Raw genomic sequence first — 19,329 nt, 5'->3', positions numbered from 1 at the left:
ACCGTGTTTCATGCTCGCAAGCGAATCGTCAGCGCATGCGGAAATATTGCCGATTTGCACCGGTAAAGCCCCAGGCCGCTCGCGTAGACGTTACCTGCGAACAATAAAAAGGCGGCCTCGAAGGCCGCCTTCTCCACATCCCGGATACTCGCCGTTCAGACGCTGAAGCGGTTTAACGTATACGCCCGGTAAGCCGCGACGAATGCGTCGAACGAACCCACTTCTTCCTGTTCGAGCTTGGCCTGCTCTGCAAGCGACCGTGCGGCGAGTTCGGCGAATTCCTGCATTTGCGCAGCATCCAGCGGACGCGCGCGAAAATACGCGGCGTGCGCTTCGCTTTGCTCAAGGCCAAATGCAAGGAAGCTCTGCTGCTTCTCGTGCATGCCTTGCAGCATGCGCGCCGACGGCGTCAGCGAGGGATCCGCCAGTTTCGCCCTCTGAACCGCCACGGCGCGAGCGTGCGCATCGCCGCCCTGCAAGGCGTCGAGCGTAGCAGCAGCTGCGTCGATCCTGGCGAGCAGTTCGTTCGCCCAATCTGTCATCGCAACCGTTTGGCCGTCGCGCGTCAGTTCGAGCCCCGGTTTGCGCCCTTCCATCGTCACGCGGCCGAAGTTCTGATTGGCTTCGGCGTAGGCGTCAGGCGGCAGCAGCGCGCTGTCTTCCAGAGCGCAGACCAGCAGGTATGCATCGAGAAAACGCGCGGTTTCCAGCGAGATGCCGGTCGGCTCGAACGGATCGATATCCATGCAGCGCACTTCGACGTATTGCACGCCACGCGCGGCCAGCGCATGCAGCGGCCGCTCGCCGGGATACGTGACGCGCTTGGGCCGGATCGTCGAGTAGAACTCGTTTTCGATCTGCAGCACATTCGTGTTGATCTGCACCCACTCGCCATTGCGCTGCGTGCCGATCGCCTCGTACGCGGGATAAGGCTGGCTCACGGCTTTCGCGAGCGCGTCGAGGTAGCCCGGCAGCGTGTCGTAGTCGGCATGCAGCGCGGCTTGCGCCGTGGTATTCGAATAACCGAGATCGCTCATGCGCAGGCTGGTCGCGTACGGGCGGTACAGCGTGTCGGCGTCGAACGTCTCGAGCGTGTGTTTTCGATCGCGCAGGAACCGGCGGTCCAGCGCCGGCGACGCGCCGAACAGATACATCAGCAACCAGTTGGTGCGGCGGAAATTGCGGATCAGCGCGAGATAACGTTCGGACTGGAAATCGACAGCGCTCGCCGTGGATTGCTGGTCGGCATGCAACAGCCGCCACACTTCTTCATTCAGCGAATAGTTGTAGTGAATACCCGCAATGCACTGCATCGTGCGGCCGTAACGGAGCGCCAGGCCGACGCGGTACACGTACTTCAGTTTGCCGATATTCGAGGTGCCGTACCGCGCAATCGGAATGCCCTCGTCCTGCTCAGGCAACAGGCCCGGCATCGAGTTGTTCCACAGAATTTCGTCGCCGAGCTCCGCGTAGACGAAACGATGCAGCGTATCGAGTTTCTCGAGCGTGATCGCGGCATCGTGCTCCGCCGGCGTGATCAGTTCGAGCAGTGCTTCGGAGTAGTCGGTGGTGAGCGATGGATGCGTAAGCGCCGAGCCGAGCGCGCGTGAATGCGGGGTCAGCGCGAGCTGGCCGTCGTGCGTCACGCGCAGGCTCTCCCTTTCGATGCCGCGCAGGCCGCGAATCAGCGCGTCGCGCTGCGGGCCGGAGGTCAGCACGGACAAGCGGTGCGAGAACGCGTCGGTCGTGCGGGAAGGTGTGTTGTTTGGCATCGATGCGAGTCGGGCGTTGTCGGCCGCCATGTGCCGCTTCTCTGCATTCGATGCAGCACTGCGCGGTTGACAACGTTCGGCGGAATTTTCAGGTAGCGGGCACTTTAACATCTCGCCACGGCGGCTGCTTGAGGCCGCTTCGAGGCTGCCTCGCGGCACGCCAGGCAGCCTGTTTTCACGATGAATCGGCCTGCCGGCTGCCTCGTCACTCTACCTGTCGCGCACCCGTCGCGCGATCTCGCGTTCCTCCCCGACTTGCAAGGCTGGCAGGGCTCTACCCGCCGCGCGCGGCTCCCGCCCGGTCCGCCACTTCGTTCCACAGATGCATCGCCGCATACGCGCGCCACGGCCGCCAAGCATCGGTGCGGGTGCGCTGCTGGGTCGGCCGCACGAGCGACGGGTCGCGCGCGCAGATCGCCTGCATCAGCACGAGGTCCCATGCGGGCCACGCGTCGGCGTCGCGCCACGCACGCATCGCGACGTACTCGACCGTCCATGGGCCGATGCCAGGCAGTGCGAGCAACGCGGCGCGCAGGCTGGTGGCGTCGGCCACGCTGCTGTCAAGCGGCACATCGCCTGAAGCCACCGCGTGCGCGAAGCCTTGCAACGCGGCTACGCGTTTACCCGGCATGCCGATCTTCTCCAGATCCACGGCCGCCAGTGCGGCGGGCGTCGGGAAGCGCCACGCGGTGTTCTCGTGCGGATGACCTTCGATGCGTTCGCCGGCGCGCTGCACCAGCCGTCCGATGATGGTGGTCGCGGCCTTCACGCTGACCTGCTGGCCGACGATCGCGCGTACCACCAGTTCGAAGCCCGACCACGCACCCGGCACGCGTAGACCCGGCACGGCTTCGATCAATGGCGCGAGCCACGGGTCGGCGGCGAGTTCCGTACCGATTTTTTTCGGCTCGGCGTGCAGGTCGAACATCTTCGCGATCGGCACGGCGAGCGCGTCGGCGTGACGGCTCGCAGGCCCCTCGATACTCGCGACGATGCAGCGTTTGCGAGGATGCAGGCGCACCGTCAGCGTGCCGCTGTCGCCGGCCCAATCGATCGCGCGGCGGTAGGCGCCGTCTTCGACGGCTTCGACGCCTGGCGTCGCGCGTCCACCGAAAAAGCGCAGCAGCCGGGGCCAGTCGAAGGGTGGTTTGAACGGCAGTTCGAGTGTTGCGACGTCGTCAAGCGTGCTCACGCGGCGTGGTCCAGGTTGGAGGTGGTGACGGCAATGTTGGCGATCTCGTGGTCGCGTTCGCGCTCGTGGTCGGCCGCGTCGTGATCGTCGTGCGCGTGCCGCGCTTCGTTGTCGAGCAACGCAGCCTTGCGCGGCAGTCCCCAACGATAGCCCGCCAGCGCCCCGCTCTTCTGCACCACGCGGTGACAAGGGATCGCCAGCGCGACCGGATTCGTTGCGCACGCGCTTGCCACCGCGCGCACGGCGCGGGGTGAACCGACGGCTTCGGCGATGTCCGAATAGCTGCGCGTCTCGCCGTACGGAATGCGCCGCAGCGCGTCCCACACGCGCTGCCGGAACGCGGTTGCGGCGATATCGAGCGGCAGATCGAAGCGCTGGCGCGTGCCGCGCAAATAGGCGTCCACTTGGGCGATGAACGGTGCAAGCCGCGCCGGATCGTCGACCAGTTCGGCATTGGCAAACTCGCTGTGCAGGTCGTCGGCGAGCGCCGCGGCATCATCGCCGAAGCCGATCTTGCAGATGCCTTTGTCGGTGGCGGCAATCAGCACGAAGCCGAGCGAGGTCGGCGCGCTGGCGTAGCGCACGGTCAATCCAGCGCCCTTGCGGCGAAACGCGGACGGCGCCATGCCCAATTCGGCCGACGCGCTGTCGTACATCCGCGACGGTGAGCCGAATCCGGCGTCGAGCGTGGCGCGCGTGACGTCCGAGCCGCGCTGGAGCGCATCGCGCAACGCGGCGCCCCGCTGCGCGGCCTGATACTGACGCGGCGATACGCCTACCACGCGTTTGAACAGGCGCTGCAAGTGAAATGGGCTGACATGCACGGCGTCGCTCAGCTGCGCGAGCGTGAGGCGTTGTTGCGGATCGGCGTCCAGCGCGGCGCACGCGCGATTCACGATCTCGAGTTCGCGCGGCAGGCCGCCGGGCTGGCAGCGCTTGCAATCGCGGTAACCCGCGGCGCGCGCAGCGTCTGCGTCGACGAAGAAATCGACGTTTTCACGACGCGGCTGGCGCGACGCGCACGACGGGCGGCAGAACACGCCGGTGGTTTTGACGCCGTAGAAGAACGCGCCGTCGGCCTGCGGGTCGCGGTGGGTGACGGCGTCCCAGCGGTCGGCGTCGCTGGTCCAACTGGTGGTGGCGGTGTGGTCGGTGCGGTTCATGATCGTCCCGGAAAGACAGTGTCGATGCTCACCAATGTAGGCCGCATGCCGACACACTACGCTCCGGTTCTTGCTCTGTCATTGCGCTTCCTCGTAGGCTGGAAGCGCCACCAGGCGCTCGTTTCGCTGCAAAGTGCGACAATTTGGCACGATATCGGGTTTTCCCTTAAAAAGTTATTGCGTCGCACCAACCTGATGTGTATATTAGTACCTGTCTCCTCCATGTCTCCTCCTGATATGGATTCAGCCCGCTCCACATAGAGCGGGCTTTTTTTCGTCCGAGTTTTTCGTCCGCATTTTTCGTCTGTACCCTCCTGATCCGCCCCTTTGCGGGTGATTCACGGCCGATCACACGCTGCTGTCACGGCGGCGCCCTCCCTTTCCTCCTACACTGGCTATTCACCCGTTCAGCGAACCATCCAGGGGGCGTTCGAGATGAAAATCCACATTCGTGAGATCGACCACATCGTCATTCGGGCTGCGGACGTCGCGCGGATGTCGCGCTTCTATTGCGACGTGCTCGGTTGCAGTGTCGAGAAGGAGCAGCGCGATCTGGGCTTGACGCAGTTGCGCGCCGGGCGCTCGTTGATCGATCTGTTGCAGGTCGGCGCAAAACTCGATCATGCCGAAAACGGCACGCCCGGCGCGGGACGCAACATGGATCACGTGTGTTTGCGGATCGAACCGTTCGACGTCGACGCGCTCAAGGCGCATCTGACCGAACACGGCGCGCGGCTTGGCGAAACGGCGCTGCGCTATGGCGCGGACGGCTTTGGGCCGTCGCTGTATCTGTTCGATCCGGAGGGCAATATGGTCGAGCTGAAAGGGCCGCCGGAAGCGGCGCGTGTGACTTCGCTCTAACGAATGAACCGCGGCCGTTGCGGACGACGCTCGAACGCAGGGGGCAAAGGCAAGGGGCAGGCGCAACCAGCGAACGCACCTGGCGTTATCAAGCGTTGGCCGGCGCCTTCAACACCGTCCATTTGATCTGCACCGCGTCCGCCTCGGCGCTGCCGAGCCATGCTTCGCCGTCCTGCACGGTGCATTGCAGGCGCATGGTCCGTTCGGCGAGCGAGCCGAGCGCGGCGGCGACGTCTTCACCGAGCGTCCACACCGTCACATTGCGCATGCGTTCGACCTTGTTCTTCACGCCTTGCCACCAGATGTCCGAAGCGCGGCCGCCGTAGGCGATCACGATCACTTCGTTCGCGCGGCCGCTCGCCTTGGCGATGCGCCGTTCGTCGGGCTGGCCGACTTCGATCCACGTTTCGATCGCGCCGGTCAGATCCTTCTGCCACAGGTCCGGTTCGTCGATATCCGACAAACCTTTGCAGAATTCGAGGCGTTCCTGCGCGAACAGCGCGAACGCGGCGACGCGCACCATCATGCGCTCGTCCGTTTCGGAGGGATGGCGGGCGATCGTCAGCGAATGGTCGGCGTAGTAGTGCCGGTCCATGTTGGCGATCTGGAGTTCCGTCTTGTAAATCGTCGATTTGAGAGCCATGCCGTTGCTATACCAGGTGCTCGCTCCACCGGAGCGAACAGAAAAAGAATCGTCGACGGCTCGTTGCCGCTTACCGTGTTGTTTGTACATCGCTTGCCCCTCCCGCGCCGAAGGCCGGCGTCCCGCTGTGGTGTGGATCGCAGCGGAGAATGCGGCCCACGGCCCGCGGCGCGCCGTCTGGATTTCGCATTTAGACGGCGCTACCGGCTGCTTTCTGCAACGGGAGAAGCATTTACCGCGCCACTGCCGGCTCGAAGGGGGTGCCGTACACCGCTGCAGCGGCTTCCCGCAAGGCTTCGAGCACCACGGAGGCCGCCGGCGAAAGCAGGTGGGACTGGCGCGTGATGATACCGAATGTATCCATCCTGCACGGTAAATCGATCGGCATCCGCTTCAGAACACCGTACTGTTGGTATTGACGCGCCACTTCGTCGGGCAAAACCGCCAGCATGTCGCTTTGTAGCAGCAAGCTCGAAATCGCCAGAAAATTGTTGGTATTGACCACGTTTTGCGGCGGATTCAGCCCGATTTGCGAAAACATCAGATCGAAGCGATGGCGCAAAACACTGCCCGGCGGATGCAAAACCCAGCTCGCGTTGACGATTGCCCGCAGTGTCAAATCTGTCTCATTTTCGAGAGGATGGCCGGGACGCGCGACCACGCACAGCGGTTCGTCGGCGAGCGGTTCATAGCGAACCTCGGTTTTGAACTGATTTTGCCGCTCCAACACGCGGCCGACCATGATGTCCAGTTCGCCCTCGGCGATCCGGGGCAGCATCACGTCGGAGGTTTCCACTTCCGCCCAGATTTGCAGCTGCGGATAGCGCTCTTTCACGCTGGCGATCGCGCGCGGCACCATCGTCGCGGCGGCGGCGGCAATCACGCCGATGCGCACCTGGCCCGCCAGACCAGCGCGCAAGGCCGAAATTTCATCGTGCGCGTGGCTCAGGTTCGACAGCACCATGCGCGCGTGGCGGATCATCACTTCGCCGTACAGCGTGGCGTGCATGCCGTGCGGCGTGCGGTCGAACAGGCTCACCTCCAGCATGTCTTCCAGCTCTTTCAGAAGGCGTGAGGCGGCGGGCTGCGTCATGCCGAGCACGTCGGCCGCGCGCCGGACGTTGCCCTCCTCTTCCATCGCCGCGAGCAACAGCAACTGCCGCGTCTTCAGCCGTGCGCGCACGAACCAGTTCGAGTAGCTGCGGGTCATGGCCAGTCTCCATAAAGCGGCTCAAAGCCGTCTGTTGGGGCGAAGGCTTCATCATGCCATACCGGAATTGATATCGCGATGGCCCAAAAAGGGATTGGAAAGTTATTGGGGCCGCTCATACCATTCGTGGACTTTCCGAGCTTCCTCATGTGGCCTCCTGCTTTCGATGAATCGCGATCCGCTTGTCCCTCTCGTTGCAAGTCCGTTCCGTCACTACATTAACGGCGGCTGGGAGACGGGTGCGACCACCGGCGTGTCGCTCAATCCATCGGACCTCGACGAACCGGTCGGCGACTATGTGCGCGCCGATGCGCGGCAGACCGATACCGCAATCGAAGCCGCGAGCTCCGCGTTCCGCGAATGGTCGCTGGGTTCGGTGCAGCGCCGCGCGGATGCGCTCGATGCGATCGGCAGCGAGATGCTGGCGCGCCGCGATGAGCTAGGTCGGTTGCTCGCGCGTGAAGTCGGCAAGACCTTGCCGGAAGCCTTGGCCGAAGCGACGCGTGCCGGCCAGATCTTCAAGTTTTTCGCCGCCGAGGCATGGCGTGCGTTCGCCGAGCCGATGGCCTCGGCGCGCGCCGGCATCGAAATCGACGTGACGCGCGAGCCGCTCGGCGTGGTCGGCATCATCGCGCCGTGGAGCGCGCCGCTGGCGATCCCCGCGGCGAAGATCGGCGCCGCCCTCGCCCACGGCAATTGCGTCGTCTTCAAGCCGGCCGAATCGGCGCCTGGGTGCGCGGCGGCGCTGGCGACGGTCATCAGCCGCGCCGGAATGCCCGCGGGCGTGTTCAATCTCGTGATGGGCAGCGGCCGGCAGGTCGGCGCGCGGATCGCGGCGCATCCGCTGGTGGCCGCGATCAGCTTCACCGGCTCGGCGGAAACCGGCACGCGGGTTCTGCAAGCCGCCGCCGCCCGGCAGGCGCGCGTGCAGCTGGAAATGGGCGGCAAGAATCCGTTTGTGGTGCTCGCCGATGCCGACCTCGACGGCGCCGTCGAGGTCGCCTTGAGCGGTGCATATGGCTCGACTGGCCAACGCAGCACCGCAGCGTCGCGCTTGATTGTCGAACGCGCGGTGTTCGAGCCGTTTGTGGATGCGTTGCAGGCGAAGCTTGCCAGATTAACCGTCGATCACGCGTTGAAGCACGGCACCGATATCGGCCCGGTCGCGAACGCCGCGCAGTTGGAGCGCAATCTCGACTATGTGCGCATCGGTCAACAGGAAGGCGCGCAATTGCTGCGCGGCGGCCGGCAGTTGGAACGCGCGACGCGCGGCTACTTTTTCGAACCTGCGTTGTTCATCGGCGAACCCGACCACCGCATCGCGCGCGAAGAGATTTTCGGGCCGCTTGCCGTCGTGCTGAGCGCCGACGACTACGATCACGCGCTGCATCTCGCCAACGACACCGCCTACGGTCTATGCGCCGGCATCTCCACACGCTCGCTCGCCCGCGCGCGGCATTTCCGGCGCCACGTGCATAGCGGCCTTGTGACGATCAACCTGCCGACCACCGCCGTCGAGCATCACGCGCCCGCCGGCGGCCGCAAAGCGTCGGCCTACGGCGCAGCCGACACAGCGTTCTGGACGGCCGTGAAAACGGCCTACGTCGCAGGCTGATCGATATGACATTCGCGCATCCGACTGCCTATCCACCATCCGGCTGACGCCGGTGTGCATGACCCCGCTGCTACTAAACGAAATCAATGCAGCTTTTCAACCTCAGCAACTACGTTGCATGGGACCGGAGTAAGCGCTAAAGCGCCAACTCCGATCGACAGGAGACAGAGATGACCAGCAAGCTTCGCCGTTTGACCCTATCCGCGATGGCCGCCGCCGCCCTCGCCGCGCCCTTTGCCGCGCAACTTTCCGCGCGTGCCGATCAGCCGCTCAAAGTCGGCTTCCTCGTGAAGATGCCGGAGCAGGCCTGGTTCATCAACGAACAGAAAGCGGCCACCGCACTGGGCCAGAAGGACGGCTTCTCGGTGGTCAACATCGGCACGCCTGACGGCGAAAAAGTGCTGGCCGCGATCGACAACCTCGGCGCACAAGGCGCCAAAGGCTTCGTGATCTGCGCGCCCGACGTGCGCCTCGGACCGGCAATTCAGGCGCGCGCGAAGCGCTACAACATGAAGTTCGTCACCGTCGACGATCAACTGGTCGACTCGGCCGGCAAGCCGCTGCCGAACGTCCCGCACCTTGGCATGTCCGCGTTCAAGATCGGCAATCAGGTCGGCACGGCGATCGCCGAAGAAATGAAGCGCCGTGGCTGGAAGCCCGAAGAAGTCGGCGCGCTGCGCATCACGAACTACGAATTGCCGACCGCGAAACTGCGCACTGACGGCGCCACGCAATCGCTGCTCGCCGGCGGCTTCAAGAAGGAAAACATCTTCGACGCGCCGCAAAAGACCACCGACGACGAAGGCGGTTTCAACGCGTCGTCGCCGGTGCTCGCGCAGCATCCGAACATTAAGAAATGGGTGATCTTCGCGCTCAACGAGGAGAGCGTGCTGGGCGGCGTACGTGCCACCGAACAACTGCACATTCCGGCAGCGGATGTGATCGGGGTCGGCATCAACGGTGCGGGCGAGGCGTTCGCCGAATTCCAGAAGAAGGAACCGACGGGCTTCTACGGCACGATCGCGGTGAGTTCGACGATGCACGGCAAGGAGAGCACGGAGAACCTCGTCGGGTGGATCAAGGACGGCAAGCAGCCGCCCGCCGATACGCAGACCACCGGCAAGCTGATGGTGCGCGGCAACTGGCAGGACGTGCGTAAAGAGCTCGGAATTTAAGCAGGATTCGAGTCTGCACGTTGCGGGCCGAATTGCGCTTACGCGAAATCGGCCCGCACGGGTTGTCCCCCAGTTAGAGGCTTTCGATGACGGTTTCCCACACTGACGAAGCGGCGCTTTCCGCGCAAGCGCCCTCGCCCGCCCTCGCGTCCGCCGAGCCATATCTGCAACTCGACGGCATCACCGTGCGCTTTCCAGGCGTACTCGCGCTCGATCAGGTGTCGCTCGACGTGCGCCGCGGTGAAGTGCACGGCTTGATGGGCGAAAACGGCGCCGGCAAATCGACGCTGCTCAAGGTGCTGTCCGGTGTGAATCAGCCGGCCGCAGGCACCTTGTCGCTCGACGGCGTCGAGCAGCAGTTCATCACCACCAAGGCGGCCATCGCGGCGGGCGTCGCGATCATCTATCAGGAACTGCATCTGGTGCCGGAGCTGACGGTTGCGGAAAACCTGATGCTCGGCGCCCTGCCCAATCGTTTCGGTGTGCTGGACGAAAAAGCACTGGTTGCACGCGCTGTTCGCGAACTCGAACGGCTAGGTGAAAAGATCGATCCGGCGCAGCAGGTCAAGAATCTGTCGATCGGGCAGCGGCAAATGATCGAAATCGGCAAGGCGCTGATGCGCGATGCACGCGTGATTGCGTTCGATGAGCCGACCAGTTCCTTGTCGTCGCGTGAAACCGCTCAGTTGTTCCGGATCATTCGCGCGCTGAAGGCCGAGGGCCGCGCGATCATCTACGTCACGCATCGGATGGATGAGGTCTATGAACTGTGCGATCGCGTGACGGTGTTTCGCGACGGCCGCCGCATCGATACGTTCGAGGCGGGGACCGGACTCGATCGCGATCGATTGATCAGCTGCATGGTGGGCCGTTCGATCGCCGACGTGTACGGCTACCGCTCGCGCGATATCGGCGACGTGCAACTCGACGTCAAAGGTTTGATGGGACGCGGCCTGCGCGAACCGGCTACTTTTGCGGCACGTAAAGGTGAAATTCTCGGCTTCTTTGGACTGGTCGGCGCCGGCCGTTCCGAGTTGATGAAGCTGATCTACGGCGCCGAGAAACCGACCGCAGGCGAGATCACGCTCAAAGGCAAGCGCGTGCGTTTCACCACGCCGCGCGATGCGGTCCGCGCGGGCGTCGCGTTGTGCCCCGAAGACCGCAAGCAGGAAGGCATCGTGTCGATCGCCTCCGTTTCGGACAACCTCAACATCAGTTGCCGCCGCCACTTCAGCCGCTTCAACGTGCTCAACGGCCGCAAGGAAGCGCAGAGCGCCAAAGAGTTCATCGGCAAGCTCGCGATCAAGACGCGCAACGGCGAGACGCCGATCGGCACCCTCTCCGGCGGCAATCAGCAGAAGGTGATCCTGTCGCGCTGGCTTGCTGAAGACATCGACGTGTTCCTGATGGACGAGCCCACACGCGGTATCGACGTCGGCGCGCGCAGCGAGATTTACGGCCTGCTATATGGGCTTGCCGAAGCGGGCCGCACCGTGATCGTCGTGTCGAGCGATCTGGCTGAAGTGATCGGCGTAGCGGATCGCGTGATCGTGATGAAGGAAGGCCGCATTGTCGGCGATCTGCCGAAGGCGCAGGCCACGCCCGACGCATTGATCAAGCTCGCATTGCCTCGCTAAGGCGCCAACTGAATCGCGCCATTGAAAACGGAATAGACATCATGCACACACCTTCCACCGACTCCTCTACTCCAGCCGTCGCCTCCGCGGGTCTAGGCGCACGCGCCGCGCGCACGTGGGATCTGATCAACAAGTCCGGCATCGTGATGGTGTTCATCATCCTGTTCGCGGCTTTATCGTTCACCGTGCCCGATTTCCTGAGCTCGCGCAATATCCAGGGCTTGCTGCTGTCCGTCACGCTAATCGGCTCGATCTCCGTGACGATGATGTTCGTGCTCGCGCTGGGCGAAGTGGATTTGTCGGTCGCGTCGATTGTTGCGTTCGCGGGTGTGGTCGCTTCCACCTTGATCACCGCGACGCATAGCGTGTTGCTCGGCGTGGCAGCCGGTGTGCTCGCGGGCGGCGCGGTCGGGCTCGTGAACGGCGTACTGGTCGCGCGCTACAAGATCAACTCGCTGATCGTCACGCTCGCGATGATGGAGGTCGTGCGCGGCCTCGCGTTCATCACGTCGAACGGCGACGCGGTAATGATCTCCGAAGAGCGTTTCTTCGACCTCGGCGGCGGCGCGTTCCTCGGCATTTCGTATCCGATCTGGAGCAACATCGTGGGCTTCGTGCTGTTCGGCTTTCTGCTGAAGAAAACGGTGTTCGGCAAGAACGTGCTCGCTGTGGGCGGCAATAGCGAGGCGGCATTGCTCGCGGGCTTGCCGGTTACGCGGATCAAGATCACAGTGTTCGTATTGCAAGGGCTCGTCACCGGCTTTGCCGGCGTGATGCTTGCCTCGCGGATGAGTCTGGGCGACCCGAAAACGTCGGTCGGGCTCGAACTCGGCGTGATTTCCGCGTGCGTGCTCGGTGGCGTATCGCTGACGGGCGGCGTCGCGACGATTTCCGGTGTGCTGGTCGGCGTGCTGATCATGGGCTCCGTGCAGGACGCAATGAGCCTGATGAACGTGCCGACCTTCTATCAATACCTGATTCGCGGCGGGATTCTGCTGCTCGCGGTGCTGTTCGATCAGTACCGCCGCAGCAAGCGCGTGCACTGATGCGCGCCCCGGGCTAGGCGCCCCCCGCTACATGTTTGCCAACAGGAGATTTCATGGCTGATTCGAACCAGACTAAAAAGCCGCTGCGCAGCCAGGCGTGGTTCGGCCTCAAGGACCGCGACGGCTTTCTGCATCGCTCGTGGATGAAAAACCAGGGCATTCCGCATGACGAATTCGACGGGCGTCCGGTGATCGGCATCTGCAATACGTGGTCCGAGCTGACGCCGTGCAACGCGCATTTTCGCGAGCTTGCCGAGTACGTGAAAAAAGGCGTGCACGAAGCGGGCGGTTTGCCGTTGGAGTTTCCGGTGATGTCGCTCGGCGAGACCAATCTGCGGCCTACCGCAATGCTGTTTCGCAACCTCGCGTCGATGGATGTCGAGGAGTCGATTCGCGGCAATCCGATGGATGGGGTGATTCTGCTGGTCGGCTGCGACAAGACCACGCCGGCGCTGCTGATGGGCGCGGCCTCGTGCAATCTGCCGTCGCTCGCGGTGTCGGGCGGGCCGATGCTGAACGGTCGTTTTCGCGGCAAACATATCGGCTCTGGCACGGGCGTCTGGCAAATGTCGGAGGAAGTGCGCGCCGGCTCGATGACGCAGGAGGAATTCACCGAAGCCGAATCGTGCATGAACCGCTCGCGCGGCCATTGCATGACCATGGGTACGGCATCGACGATGGCCTCGATGGTCGAATCGCTCGGCATGGGCTTGCCGCACAACGCGGCGATCCCCGCTGTCGATGCACGCCGGCAAGTGCTCGCGCATCTCGCTGGGCGGCGCATCGTCGAGATGGTTCGCGAGGACCTGACGATGGACAAGATCCTCACGCGCCAGGCGTTCGAAAACGCGATCCGCACGAATGCGGCGATCGGCGGCTCGACCAACGCGGTCGTCCATCTGATCGCGCTGGCTAAGCGGATCGGCGTCGAACTTTCGCTGGAAGATTGGGAGTTGGGATCGAACGTGCCGTGTCTGGTGAATCTGCAGCCGTCAGGCGAATATTTGATGGAGGACTTTTACTACGCGGGTGGTCTGCCGGCCGTGCTCAAGCAACTCGGCGAGCAAGGGCTGCTGCATCGCGATGCGCTGACCGTCAACGGCAAGACGATCTGGGACAACGTGCGCAACGCGCCGAACCATGACGAGAAAGTCATCACGACTTTCGCGGAGCCATTCAAGCCGAAGGCGGGCATTGCGGTGCTGAAGGGCAACCTGGCGCCGAACGGCGCGGTGATCAAGCCGTCGGCGGCCACAGCGCATTTGCTGAAGCATCGCGGACGCGCGGTGGTGTTCGAGAACATCGAGGAATTGCACGCGAAGATCGACGACGAGTCGCTCGAGATCGACGAGCACTGCATCATGGTGCTCAAGGGCGCGGGGCCGAAGGGCTATCCGGGCTTTGCCGAAGTCGGCAACATGCCGCTGCCGAAGAAGGTGCTGCAAAAGGGCATTACGGACATGGTGCGCATTTCCGACGGACGCATGAGCGGCACGGCATACGGCGCGGTGGTGTTGCACGTGTCGCCGGAAGCGGCGGCAGGCGGGCCGCTCGCGTTCGTGCAGACCGGCGACATGATCGAACTCGACGTCGAAGCACGGCGCCTGCATCTGGATGTCTCCGACGCCGAACTGGCGCGCCGCCGCGCCGCATGGCAGCCACCGGAACCGCCCAGGCGCGGCTACTACAAGCTTTACGTCGAACATGTGCTGCAAGCAGATCAGGGCGCGGATCTAGACTTCCTGGTGGGATCGAGCGGCGCGCCAGTGCCGCGCGATTCGCATTGATCGACGTTTGACCGTTTGACGGTTGTTCCTGCGCTTTGCGAGAAGGCGTGCTGCCGATGCGGACCGACAATCCGCATCGGTTTTTTTTATTCGCTTCAGCAATCAGGCTGGAGCCACCAATAAAAACGGCCGGGCAATTCGCCCAGCCGATTTATAACTCACAGGTTCACCGCCTCCGGCTTTTGAAGTCAGAGGATTGACAACACGAACCGCGTCCGGCGTTTCGCCGGAGCGCGGGCGCTTATTGCTTGATGAATCGATCGTTAGCCCAGAGGCCTTGCGTATCGCTATTAGCGGAATTCACGAATTCGACGTCATGCCCAACCACGCGGACCACCCGGAAACTCGAATTTTCAGGCGTTGAAATGCACTGGTATCCGGAGAAGAATTCCTGCATCTTTTGCTGTTCACCGGCTTGCGCATGCTGATCGGCGGCGTCGAGTTTATCCTTCGACAGGCAGCCATACGCATTCGCCTTGAACTGGATGGTTTGCTGCGGCTTGACGACAACGTCTTGCGCTTGAACAGAAGCGGCAGCCAAACCCGCAATGGCGAAAAGAAGGGCGATTCGCGATTTCATATGTTCCTCCGGTGCGGGTTTATTACTCAGGTTAGCTATGTATTTAACTTCAACGTCGAACCCGCAACTCGCACTTTAGGAGAACGCGAGCGAACGACAAGCACATCTTGTGTGCGGTCGCAACAGCGGCGAATTGTCGCACCTGCTGCCGCACCTCGTTAACCGGCAAGCAAAGTCTTCAAGACGCAGGATTGAAACGGATAACTAAAAGACGGGCAGGGCGCACCGCTTTAACCAGTAAAGCTTTGCGGTTCGTATTCGCGTAAACGCGCAGCGCCAATTAAGCGATTTAATACAATTAACGCCTGGACTTGGTGCATTGCACACAAAGTCATTCAACCGACTAAAGAAAAATCGCGAAATAACGGTGTATGTGCAGAAGAGAAAAGGTGCCAGGTCTGACAACCGGGCGCGCACAGGGCGACGCGCCAGCGCGCGCCGTGCGAGACAGCGGCTCAATCGCCGCGCTGATGGGTCGCAAAGAACTCGGACTGAAACATGCACATGCGCAAGGCGTTGTGATACTGGCCATTGCCAAAAAACTCTTCGATCAGCTCGGCCTCATGCTTGAAACCGCACTTCTCATAGACATGGATGGCGGCCGTGTTCGACGTATCGACAATCAGATAGATCTTGCGCAGATTCAGCACTGAAAACGCATAGTCGATCGCGAGCTGCGTGGCGAGGGTGGCGTAGCCGCGGTCCTGTGCATGCGGCGCGATGATGATCTGGAACTCACCGCGCCGGTGGATATAGTCCAGTTCGATCAACTCCACGACGCCAACGGTTTCGCCCGCGTTATCGATCGCGACGAAGCGCCGCTCGCGCAGATCGTGCACGTGCTGGTCGTACAGTTGGGTCAGCTCGGAAAACGTTTCGTATGGCTCTTCGAACCAGTAACGCATGATTTTCGCGTTGTTGTTCACTTCGTGGACGAACCGCAGATCGGTTCGCTCGAGTGGGCGCAACGTGAGTTCGTTGCTGCGTTCGGTAGTCATTGGATTCCCCTTGAGACTTATTCGTTTGAATAGGCGAGCCGAGGCGCGCGTTTCTGTTAGTCCGGCCGCAGCGCAGGGAGTTCTTGCAACGCATGCAGCCGCAGCAGCGCGATTTTGCAAAGAGCGAGACGGCGCGCAGATTCGGCGAGGGCAGGGCGTCGCATTGTCGCAGACGGGTTATCGCAAAATTATGAGTGGTGTGACACCGTGTGGGTACGCGTGCTGCTCTACAATGAAATCATGCACTAGCGATCGGAGGCTACCATGATCGAGCAACTGATACTGGGCGCGTTTCTGGTCGTGCCACTCGTGATTGTCGCGTTGCTTTTCTCCGACGAATTGTGGCAAGAGCATAGGCATCAGCAGGAGTTGCGACACATGGATGTACCGCCTCACCGTATTGACTGGCGGCATCCGTTGCGTCGCATGCGGAATCGTCCTTGAGTCGTCGCGGGGTGTGCTGGTGCTGCGCGAACCGTGACGCCGCGTCGCGGCGCGGTTCGCTACGTTATGCCTTCAGCATGACATTTGCCGACTCGACCTTTCCCTGTATTAGCCTGGACCCGACCCGCTGTACGCGGGTTTTTTTGCGCGCTTAACCGCCCGAGCCCCGCTCAATCTACGCGCCAATGCTCGCGGATGCGTTTGGCGAGCGCTTCGAGCGTGGCGGCATCGGCGACGTCGCGGGCGTGCATGCGCAACGGCTCCCCCTCCCAGCGCGGAATCACGTGAAAATGCACGTGCGGCACGGTTTGTCCCGCCGCGCTGCCGTTGAACTGTCCGATGAACATGCCGTCCGGGCGCAAGGCCGCGCGCAGGGCGATGGCCAGCTTCTGCGTCATCCGCATGCAAGCGACTACCGACGCATCCGACAGCTCGAAAATCTCCACTGCCGCTTCCTTCGGCACGACCAGCACGTGACCGTCGGCTTGCGGCATCAAGTCCATGAAGGCGAGCGCCGCGTCGGTTTCCGCGACTTTGATGCAGGGTAGTTCGCCACGCAGAATCCTTGCGAAGGGATTGCTGTCGTCGTAGTTCATTGCGCGTCCTCTCTGGTTGCCGGTACGAATCAGGGTTTTGCTGCTCTCACCGCTCTCGCCGGTATTGTCCACCACATCTGTTACAACGCGCGCGCCGCCCGTTTGATCGCTTGCGGCGGCTGGCCGAACGCCCGCAGAAAGGCGCGCCGCATCCGTTCGGTATCGATAAAACCGGTTTCGGCGGCGACCGCTTCCATCGAATGACGGCCGGCTTCGAGCATCGAGCGCGCGGCTTCCACGCGCAGCGCCTCGATGGCCTTTGCCGGCGACTGCCGCGTCTCGTCGCGGAAGGCACGGCTGAACTGGCGCGGGCTCAGGTGCGCGACGTCGGCGAGCTGTTCGACCGTCAGCGGCTCGCGCAGATGATTCTTCGCGTACGACAGCGCGTCCTGAATCCGATCGGATTTGGGCTCCAGATCGAGCATGGCCGAGAACTGCGATTGCCCGCCGGTGCGCCGGTGATAGACCACCATCTTCTTGGCGACCGCGCGCGAGACGTCGATGCCAAGATCGTTTTCGACGAGCGCCAGACACAGATCGATGCACGCGGTCATGCCGGCCGACGTCCACACCGATCCGTCGACGATAAAGATGCGGTCTTCATCCATACGAACCTCGGGATAGCGCTGCTGCAATTCGCGGGCGAAGCGCCAGTGGGTCGTGGCGTGCCGGCCGTCGAGAATGCCCGCTTCGGCCAGCACGAAGGCGCCGGTGCAGATGCTGGTGGTGCGGCGGGACGCGGCCAGCGCCTCGCCTAGAAAGGCCAGCAACCCCGGCGAAGACGGTTCGATCGACAGCGCACCCGTGACGACCACCGTGTCGTACGACGGATCGCCGAACGGCTGCGTCGCGATCTGCACGCCGGACGAACTGCGCACCAGCCCGCCGTGCTCGGAGATGACTTCCACCTCGTACTCCGGCTGCGGAGCTTCCATGTTCGCCAGCTCGAAGACGGAGATCGCGACCATATCGAGGATCTGGAAGCCGGGGAAAACCACCACGCCAATACGTTTCATCGCGATGTCCTAAAACGAGGTAAATACGACATTTGAGACAGCAGGCTACGCGCCTAGACTTCGTTCGTCAACACCGCAAGACCGCCTCAAGCAAAGCGGCGACTGCGGGGAAGTCATCGGTTTTCCCATTCAACGATCAGGGCGCAAGCGTCGACGCCTGCCGCCCGTAAGGAGAGTTTCCATGGCAACGCAAGCAAACAAAGGCAAGGCATTGATCACGGGCGCATCGTCGGGCATCGGCGCCGTTTACGCGGACCGCCTCGCGCGGCGCGGCTACGACCTGATTCTGGTGGCGCGCAACGTGAAGGGCCTGACCGATGTGGCCGAGCGCCTCACCCGTGAGACCGGCCGCCACGTTGAAATCGTCGCCGCCGATCTGACCGTCAAGGCCGACACGCGTCGCATCGAAGAGCGCCTGCGCACGGATAGCAGTATCACGATGCTGGTCAACAACGCGGGCGTGGGCGCGACGGCGTCGCTGATCGACTCGGACGTCGACGAACTCGACAAGATGATCGAGTTGAACGTGACGGCCCTTACGCGTCTCACCGCGGCGGCGGTGCCGGGTTTCGTCGAGCGGGCGAACGGTATCGTGATCAATATCTCGTCGATCGTCGCGCTGTCGCCGGAGACGCTGAACGGCACCTATAGCGGCACCAAAGCCTATGTGTTGAATCTGACGCAGTCGCTGCATCATGAAGTCGGCGGCAAGGGCGTGCAGTTGCAAGCCGTGCTGCCCGGCGCCACCAGCACCGCGTTCTGGGACCGTGCCGGCCTCGCGGTCGAGCATCTGCCCGCGCAGATCGTGATGACCGCCGAGGATATGGTGGACGCCGCGCTCGTGGCCCTCGATCAAGGTGAACTGGTGACGATCCCGTCGCTACCGGACGCGGCCGATTGGGAGCGCTTCAACAGCGCCCGCCTGCAACTGCAACCGAACCTCTCGCACAAGGTTCCGGCGCAACGCTATACGCGCACCTCAGCGGCGGTTTAACGCCAGTCGGTCGCGACGTCGTCAGGATCGACCAGCGTCAGTCCTGACGACGGCAGCGGCAGCGCCGTTTTATAGCGCACCTGTTTCAAAGCAAAGCTGGAGCGGATGTTCGAAATGCCCGGAATCTTCGTCAGATGATCGACGATGAAGCGCTCCAGCGTCTGCATGTCCGGCATCACGACGCGCAAGAGATAGTCGGCGTCGCCCGTCATCAGATAGCACTCCATCACCTCGGGGCGCTCCGAAATCGCCTGCTCGAAACGCTGCAGCGCGTCTTCCACCTGCTTCTCCAGACTCACCTGAATGAACACGTTGATGCGCAGCCCGAGCGGCTCCGGGTTCAGCAACGTGACCTGCTGCTTGAACAGGCCGAGTTTTTCGAGCGCGCGCACGCGATTGAAGCAGGGCGTCGGCGACAGATTCACCGAGCGGGCCAGATCCGCGTTGGTAATGCGCGCGTTCTGCTGCAACTGGCTCAGGATGCCGATGTCGATGCGATCGAGCCGTCTGGGTGGCATGGTCATAGATGAAATATTCCGTGATGGGCGCGAAATTCGGAATAAATAGCCTATCCCAGAGCGAGATCACAAGCAAATGAGA

The 19,329-nt window shown here is 62.8% G+C and carries 18 protein-coding genes; 8 read left to right on the top strand and 10 right to left on the bottom strand.

Annotation, left to right across the window (positions count from 1 at the left end):
* Positions 1-155: 155 nt before the first annotated feature.
* The 3 genes from gshA to ada all read right to left on the bottom strand — a co-directional run bounded on the left by gshA (position 156) and on the right by ada (position 4,127).
* Positions 156-1,772, bottom strand: coding sequence for a glutamate--cysteine ligase (gshA, locus tag WN982_RS21030; RefSeq protein WP_341315858.1), 1,617 nt, complete (start codon positions 1,770-1,772; stop codon positions 156-158).
* Positions 1,773-2,046: 274 nt separating this feature from the next.
* Entirely contained in the window at positions 2,047-2,964 is a 918-nt protein-coding gene (locus WN982_RS21025; RefSeq protein ID WP_341313811.1) for an AlkA N-terminal domain-containing protein, read from the bottom strand.
* Positions 2,961-4,127 carry a bifunctional DNA-binding transcriptional regulator/O6-methylguanine-DNA methyltransferase Ada gene (gene ada / locus WN982_RS21020; protein WP_341313810.1) on the bottom strand — a complete coding sequence of 389 codons (1,167 nt, stop codon included), beginning with the start codon at positions 4,125-4,127 and terminating at the stop codon, positions 2,961-2,963. Before ada ends, WN982_RS21025 begins: the two co-directional genes overlap by 4 nt.
* Before the next feature lie 435 nt (positions 4,128-4,562).
* On the opposite strand from ada, the gene WN982_RS21015 reads away from it, so the two are divergent.
* Positions 4,563-4,988 (top strand): VOC family protein, encoded by a 426-nt coding sequence (locus tag WN982_RS21015; protein WP_341313809.1) that lies wholly within the window; start codon positions 4,563-4,565, stop codon positions 4,986-4,988.
* Between the two features lie 88 nt (positions 4,989-5,076).
* On the opposite strand, the gene WN982_RS21010 is transcribed toward WN982_RS21015, so the two are convergent.
* A complete protein-coding gene (locus WN982_RS21010) occupies positions 5,077-5,631 on the bottom strand; it encodes a YaeQ family protein (protein WP_341315857.1) in 555 nt (184 codons plus the stop codon).
* Positions 5,632-5,863: 232 nt separating this feature from the next.
* Entirely contained in the window at positions 5,864-6,841 is a 978-nt protein-coding gene (locus WN982_RS21005) for a LysR family transcriptional regulator (RefSeq protein WP_341313808.1), read from the bottom strand.
* A 166-nt stretch (positions 6,842-7,007) separates the two neighbouring features.
* Between WN982_RS21005 and WN982_RS21000 the strand changes: the two genes are divergently transcribed.
* The 5 genes from WN982_RS21000 (at position 7,008) to WN982_RS20980 (ending at position 14,101) form a co-directional block, all read left to right on the top strand.
* On the top strand, positions 7,008-8,456 hold the full coding sequence (locus WN982_RS21000) for an aldehyde dehydrogenase family protein (RefSeq protein ID WP_341313807.1): 1,449 nt from the start codon (positions 7,008-7,010) through the stop codon (positions 8,454-8,456).
* A 170-nt stretch (positions 8,457-8,626) separates the two neighbouring features.
* Complete coding sequence (locus tag WN982_RS20995; protein WP_341313806.1) at positions 8,627-9,631, top strand: arabinose ABC transporter substrate-binding protein; 1,005 nt, start codon at positions 8,627-8,629, stop codon at positions 9,629-9,631.
* Between the two features lie 86 nt (positions 9,632-9,717).
* Positions 9,718-11,268 (top strand): L-arabinose ABC transporter ATP-binding protein AraG, encoded by a 1,551-nt coding sequence (araG, locus tag WN982_RS20990; protein WP_341313805.1) that lies wholly within the window; start codon positions 9,718-9,720, stop codon positions 11,266-11,268.
* Between the two features lie 41 nt (positions 11,269-11,309).
* On the top strand, positions 11,310-12,314 hold the full coding sequence (gene araH / locus WN982_RS20985) for an L-arabinose ABC transporter permease AraH (protein ID WP_341313804.1): 1,005 nt from the start codon (positions 11,310-11,312) through the stop codon (positions 12,312-12,314).
* Between the two features lie 53 nt (positions 12,315-12,367).
* Positions 12,368-14,101, top strand: coding sequence for an IlvD/Edd family dehydratase (locus WN982_RS20980; RefSeq protein WP_341313803.1), 1,734 nt, complete (start codon positions 12,368-12,370; stop codon positions 14,099-14,101).
* Between the two features lie 241 nt (positions 14,102-14,342).
* Here WN982_RS20980 and WN982_RS20975 read toward each other — a convergent pair whose 3' ends face one another.
* Together WN982_RS20975 and speG are read right to left on the bottom strand one after the other, a co-directional pair.
* Positions 14,343-14,681, bottom strand: a complete 339-nt coding sequence (locus tag WN982_RS20975) for a hypothetical protein (RefSeq protein WP_341313802.1) — start codon at positions 14,679-14,681, stop codon at positions 14,343-14,345.
* A 455-nt stretch (positions 14,682-15,136) separates the two neighbouring features.
* Positions 15,137-15,679, bottom strand: a complete 543-nt coding sequence (speG, locus tag WN982_RS20970; RefSeq protein WP_341313801.1) for a spermidine N1-acetyltransferase — start codon at positions 15,677-15,679, stop codon at positions 15,137-15,139.
* Positions 15,680-15,943: 264 nt separating this feature from the next.
* Here speG and WN982_RS20965 point away from each other — a divergent pair, with 264 nt between their 5' ends.
* Positions 15,944-16,123, top strand: a complete 180-nt coding sequence (locus WN982_RS20965) for a hypothetical protein (protein ID WP_341313800.1) — start codon at positions 15,944-15,946, stop codon at positions 16,121-16,123.
* 170 nt (positions 16,124-16,293) lie between these two features.
* On the opposite strand, the gene WN982_RS20960 is transcribed toward WN982_RS20965, so the two are convergent.
* Together WN982_RS20960 and WN982_RS20955 are read right to left on the bottom strand one after the other, a co-directional pair.
* Complete coding sequence (locus tag WN982_RS20960; RefSeq protein WP_341313799.1) at positions 16,294-16,719, bottom strand: HIT family protein; 426 nt, start codon at positions 16,717-16,719, stop codon at positions 16,294-16,296.
* An 80-nt stretch (positions 16,720-16,799) separates the two neighbouring features.
* Positions 16,800-17,735: a GlxA family transcriptional regulator gene (locus WN982_RS20955; protein WP_341313798.1), complete on the bottom strand. Its 936-nt coding sequence runs from the start codon at positions 17,733-17,735 to the stop codon at positions 16,800-16,802.
* A 181-nt stretch (positions 17,736-17,916) separates the two neighbouring features.
* Here WN982_RS20955 and WN982_RS20950 point away from each other — a divergent pair, with 181 nt between their 5' ends.
* Positions 17,917-18,729: an SDR family oxidoreductase gene (locus WN982_RS20950; RefSeq protein ID WP_341313797.1), complete on the top strand. Its 813-nt coding sequence runs from the start codon at positions 17,917-17,919 to the stop codon at positions 18,727-18,729.
* Here the strand turns inward: WN982_RS20950 and WN982_RS20945 are convergent.
* Entirely contained in the window at positions 18,726-19,253 is a 528-nt protein-coding gene (locus WN982_RS20945; protein WP_341313796.1) for an Lrp/AsnC family transcriptional regulator, read from the bottom strand. The genes WN982_RS20950 and WN982_RS20945 overlap by 4 nt on opposite strands.
* Positions 19,254-19,329: the final 76 nt, after the last annotated feature.

The sequence above is a fragment of the Paraburkholderia sp. IMGN_8 genome (assembly GCF_038050405.1).
Taxonomy (GTDB): Bacteria; Pseudomonadota; Gammaproteobacteria; order Burkholderiales; family Burkholderiaceae; genus Paraburkholderia.
The sequence above is the reverse complement of the archived record's forward strand: the minus strand, read 5'-3'. Positions and strand labels throughout refer to the sequence as shown.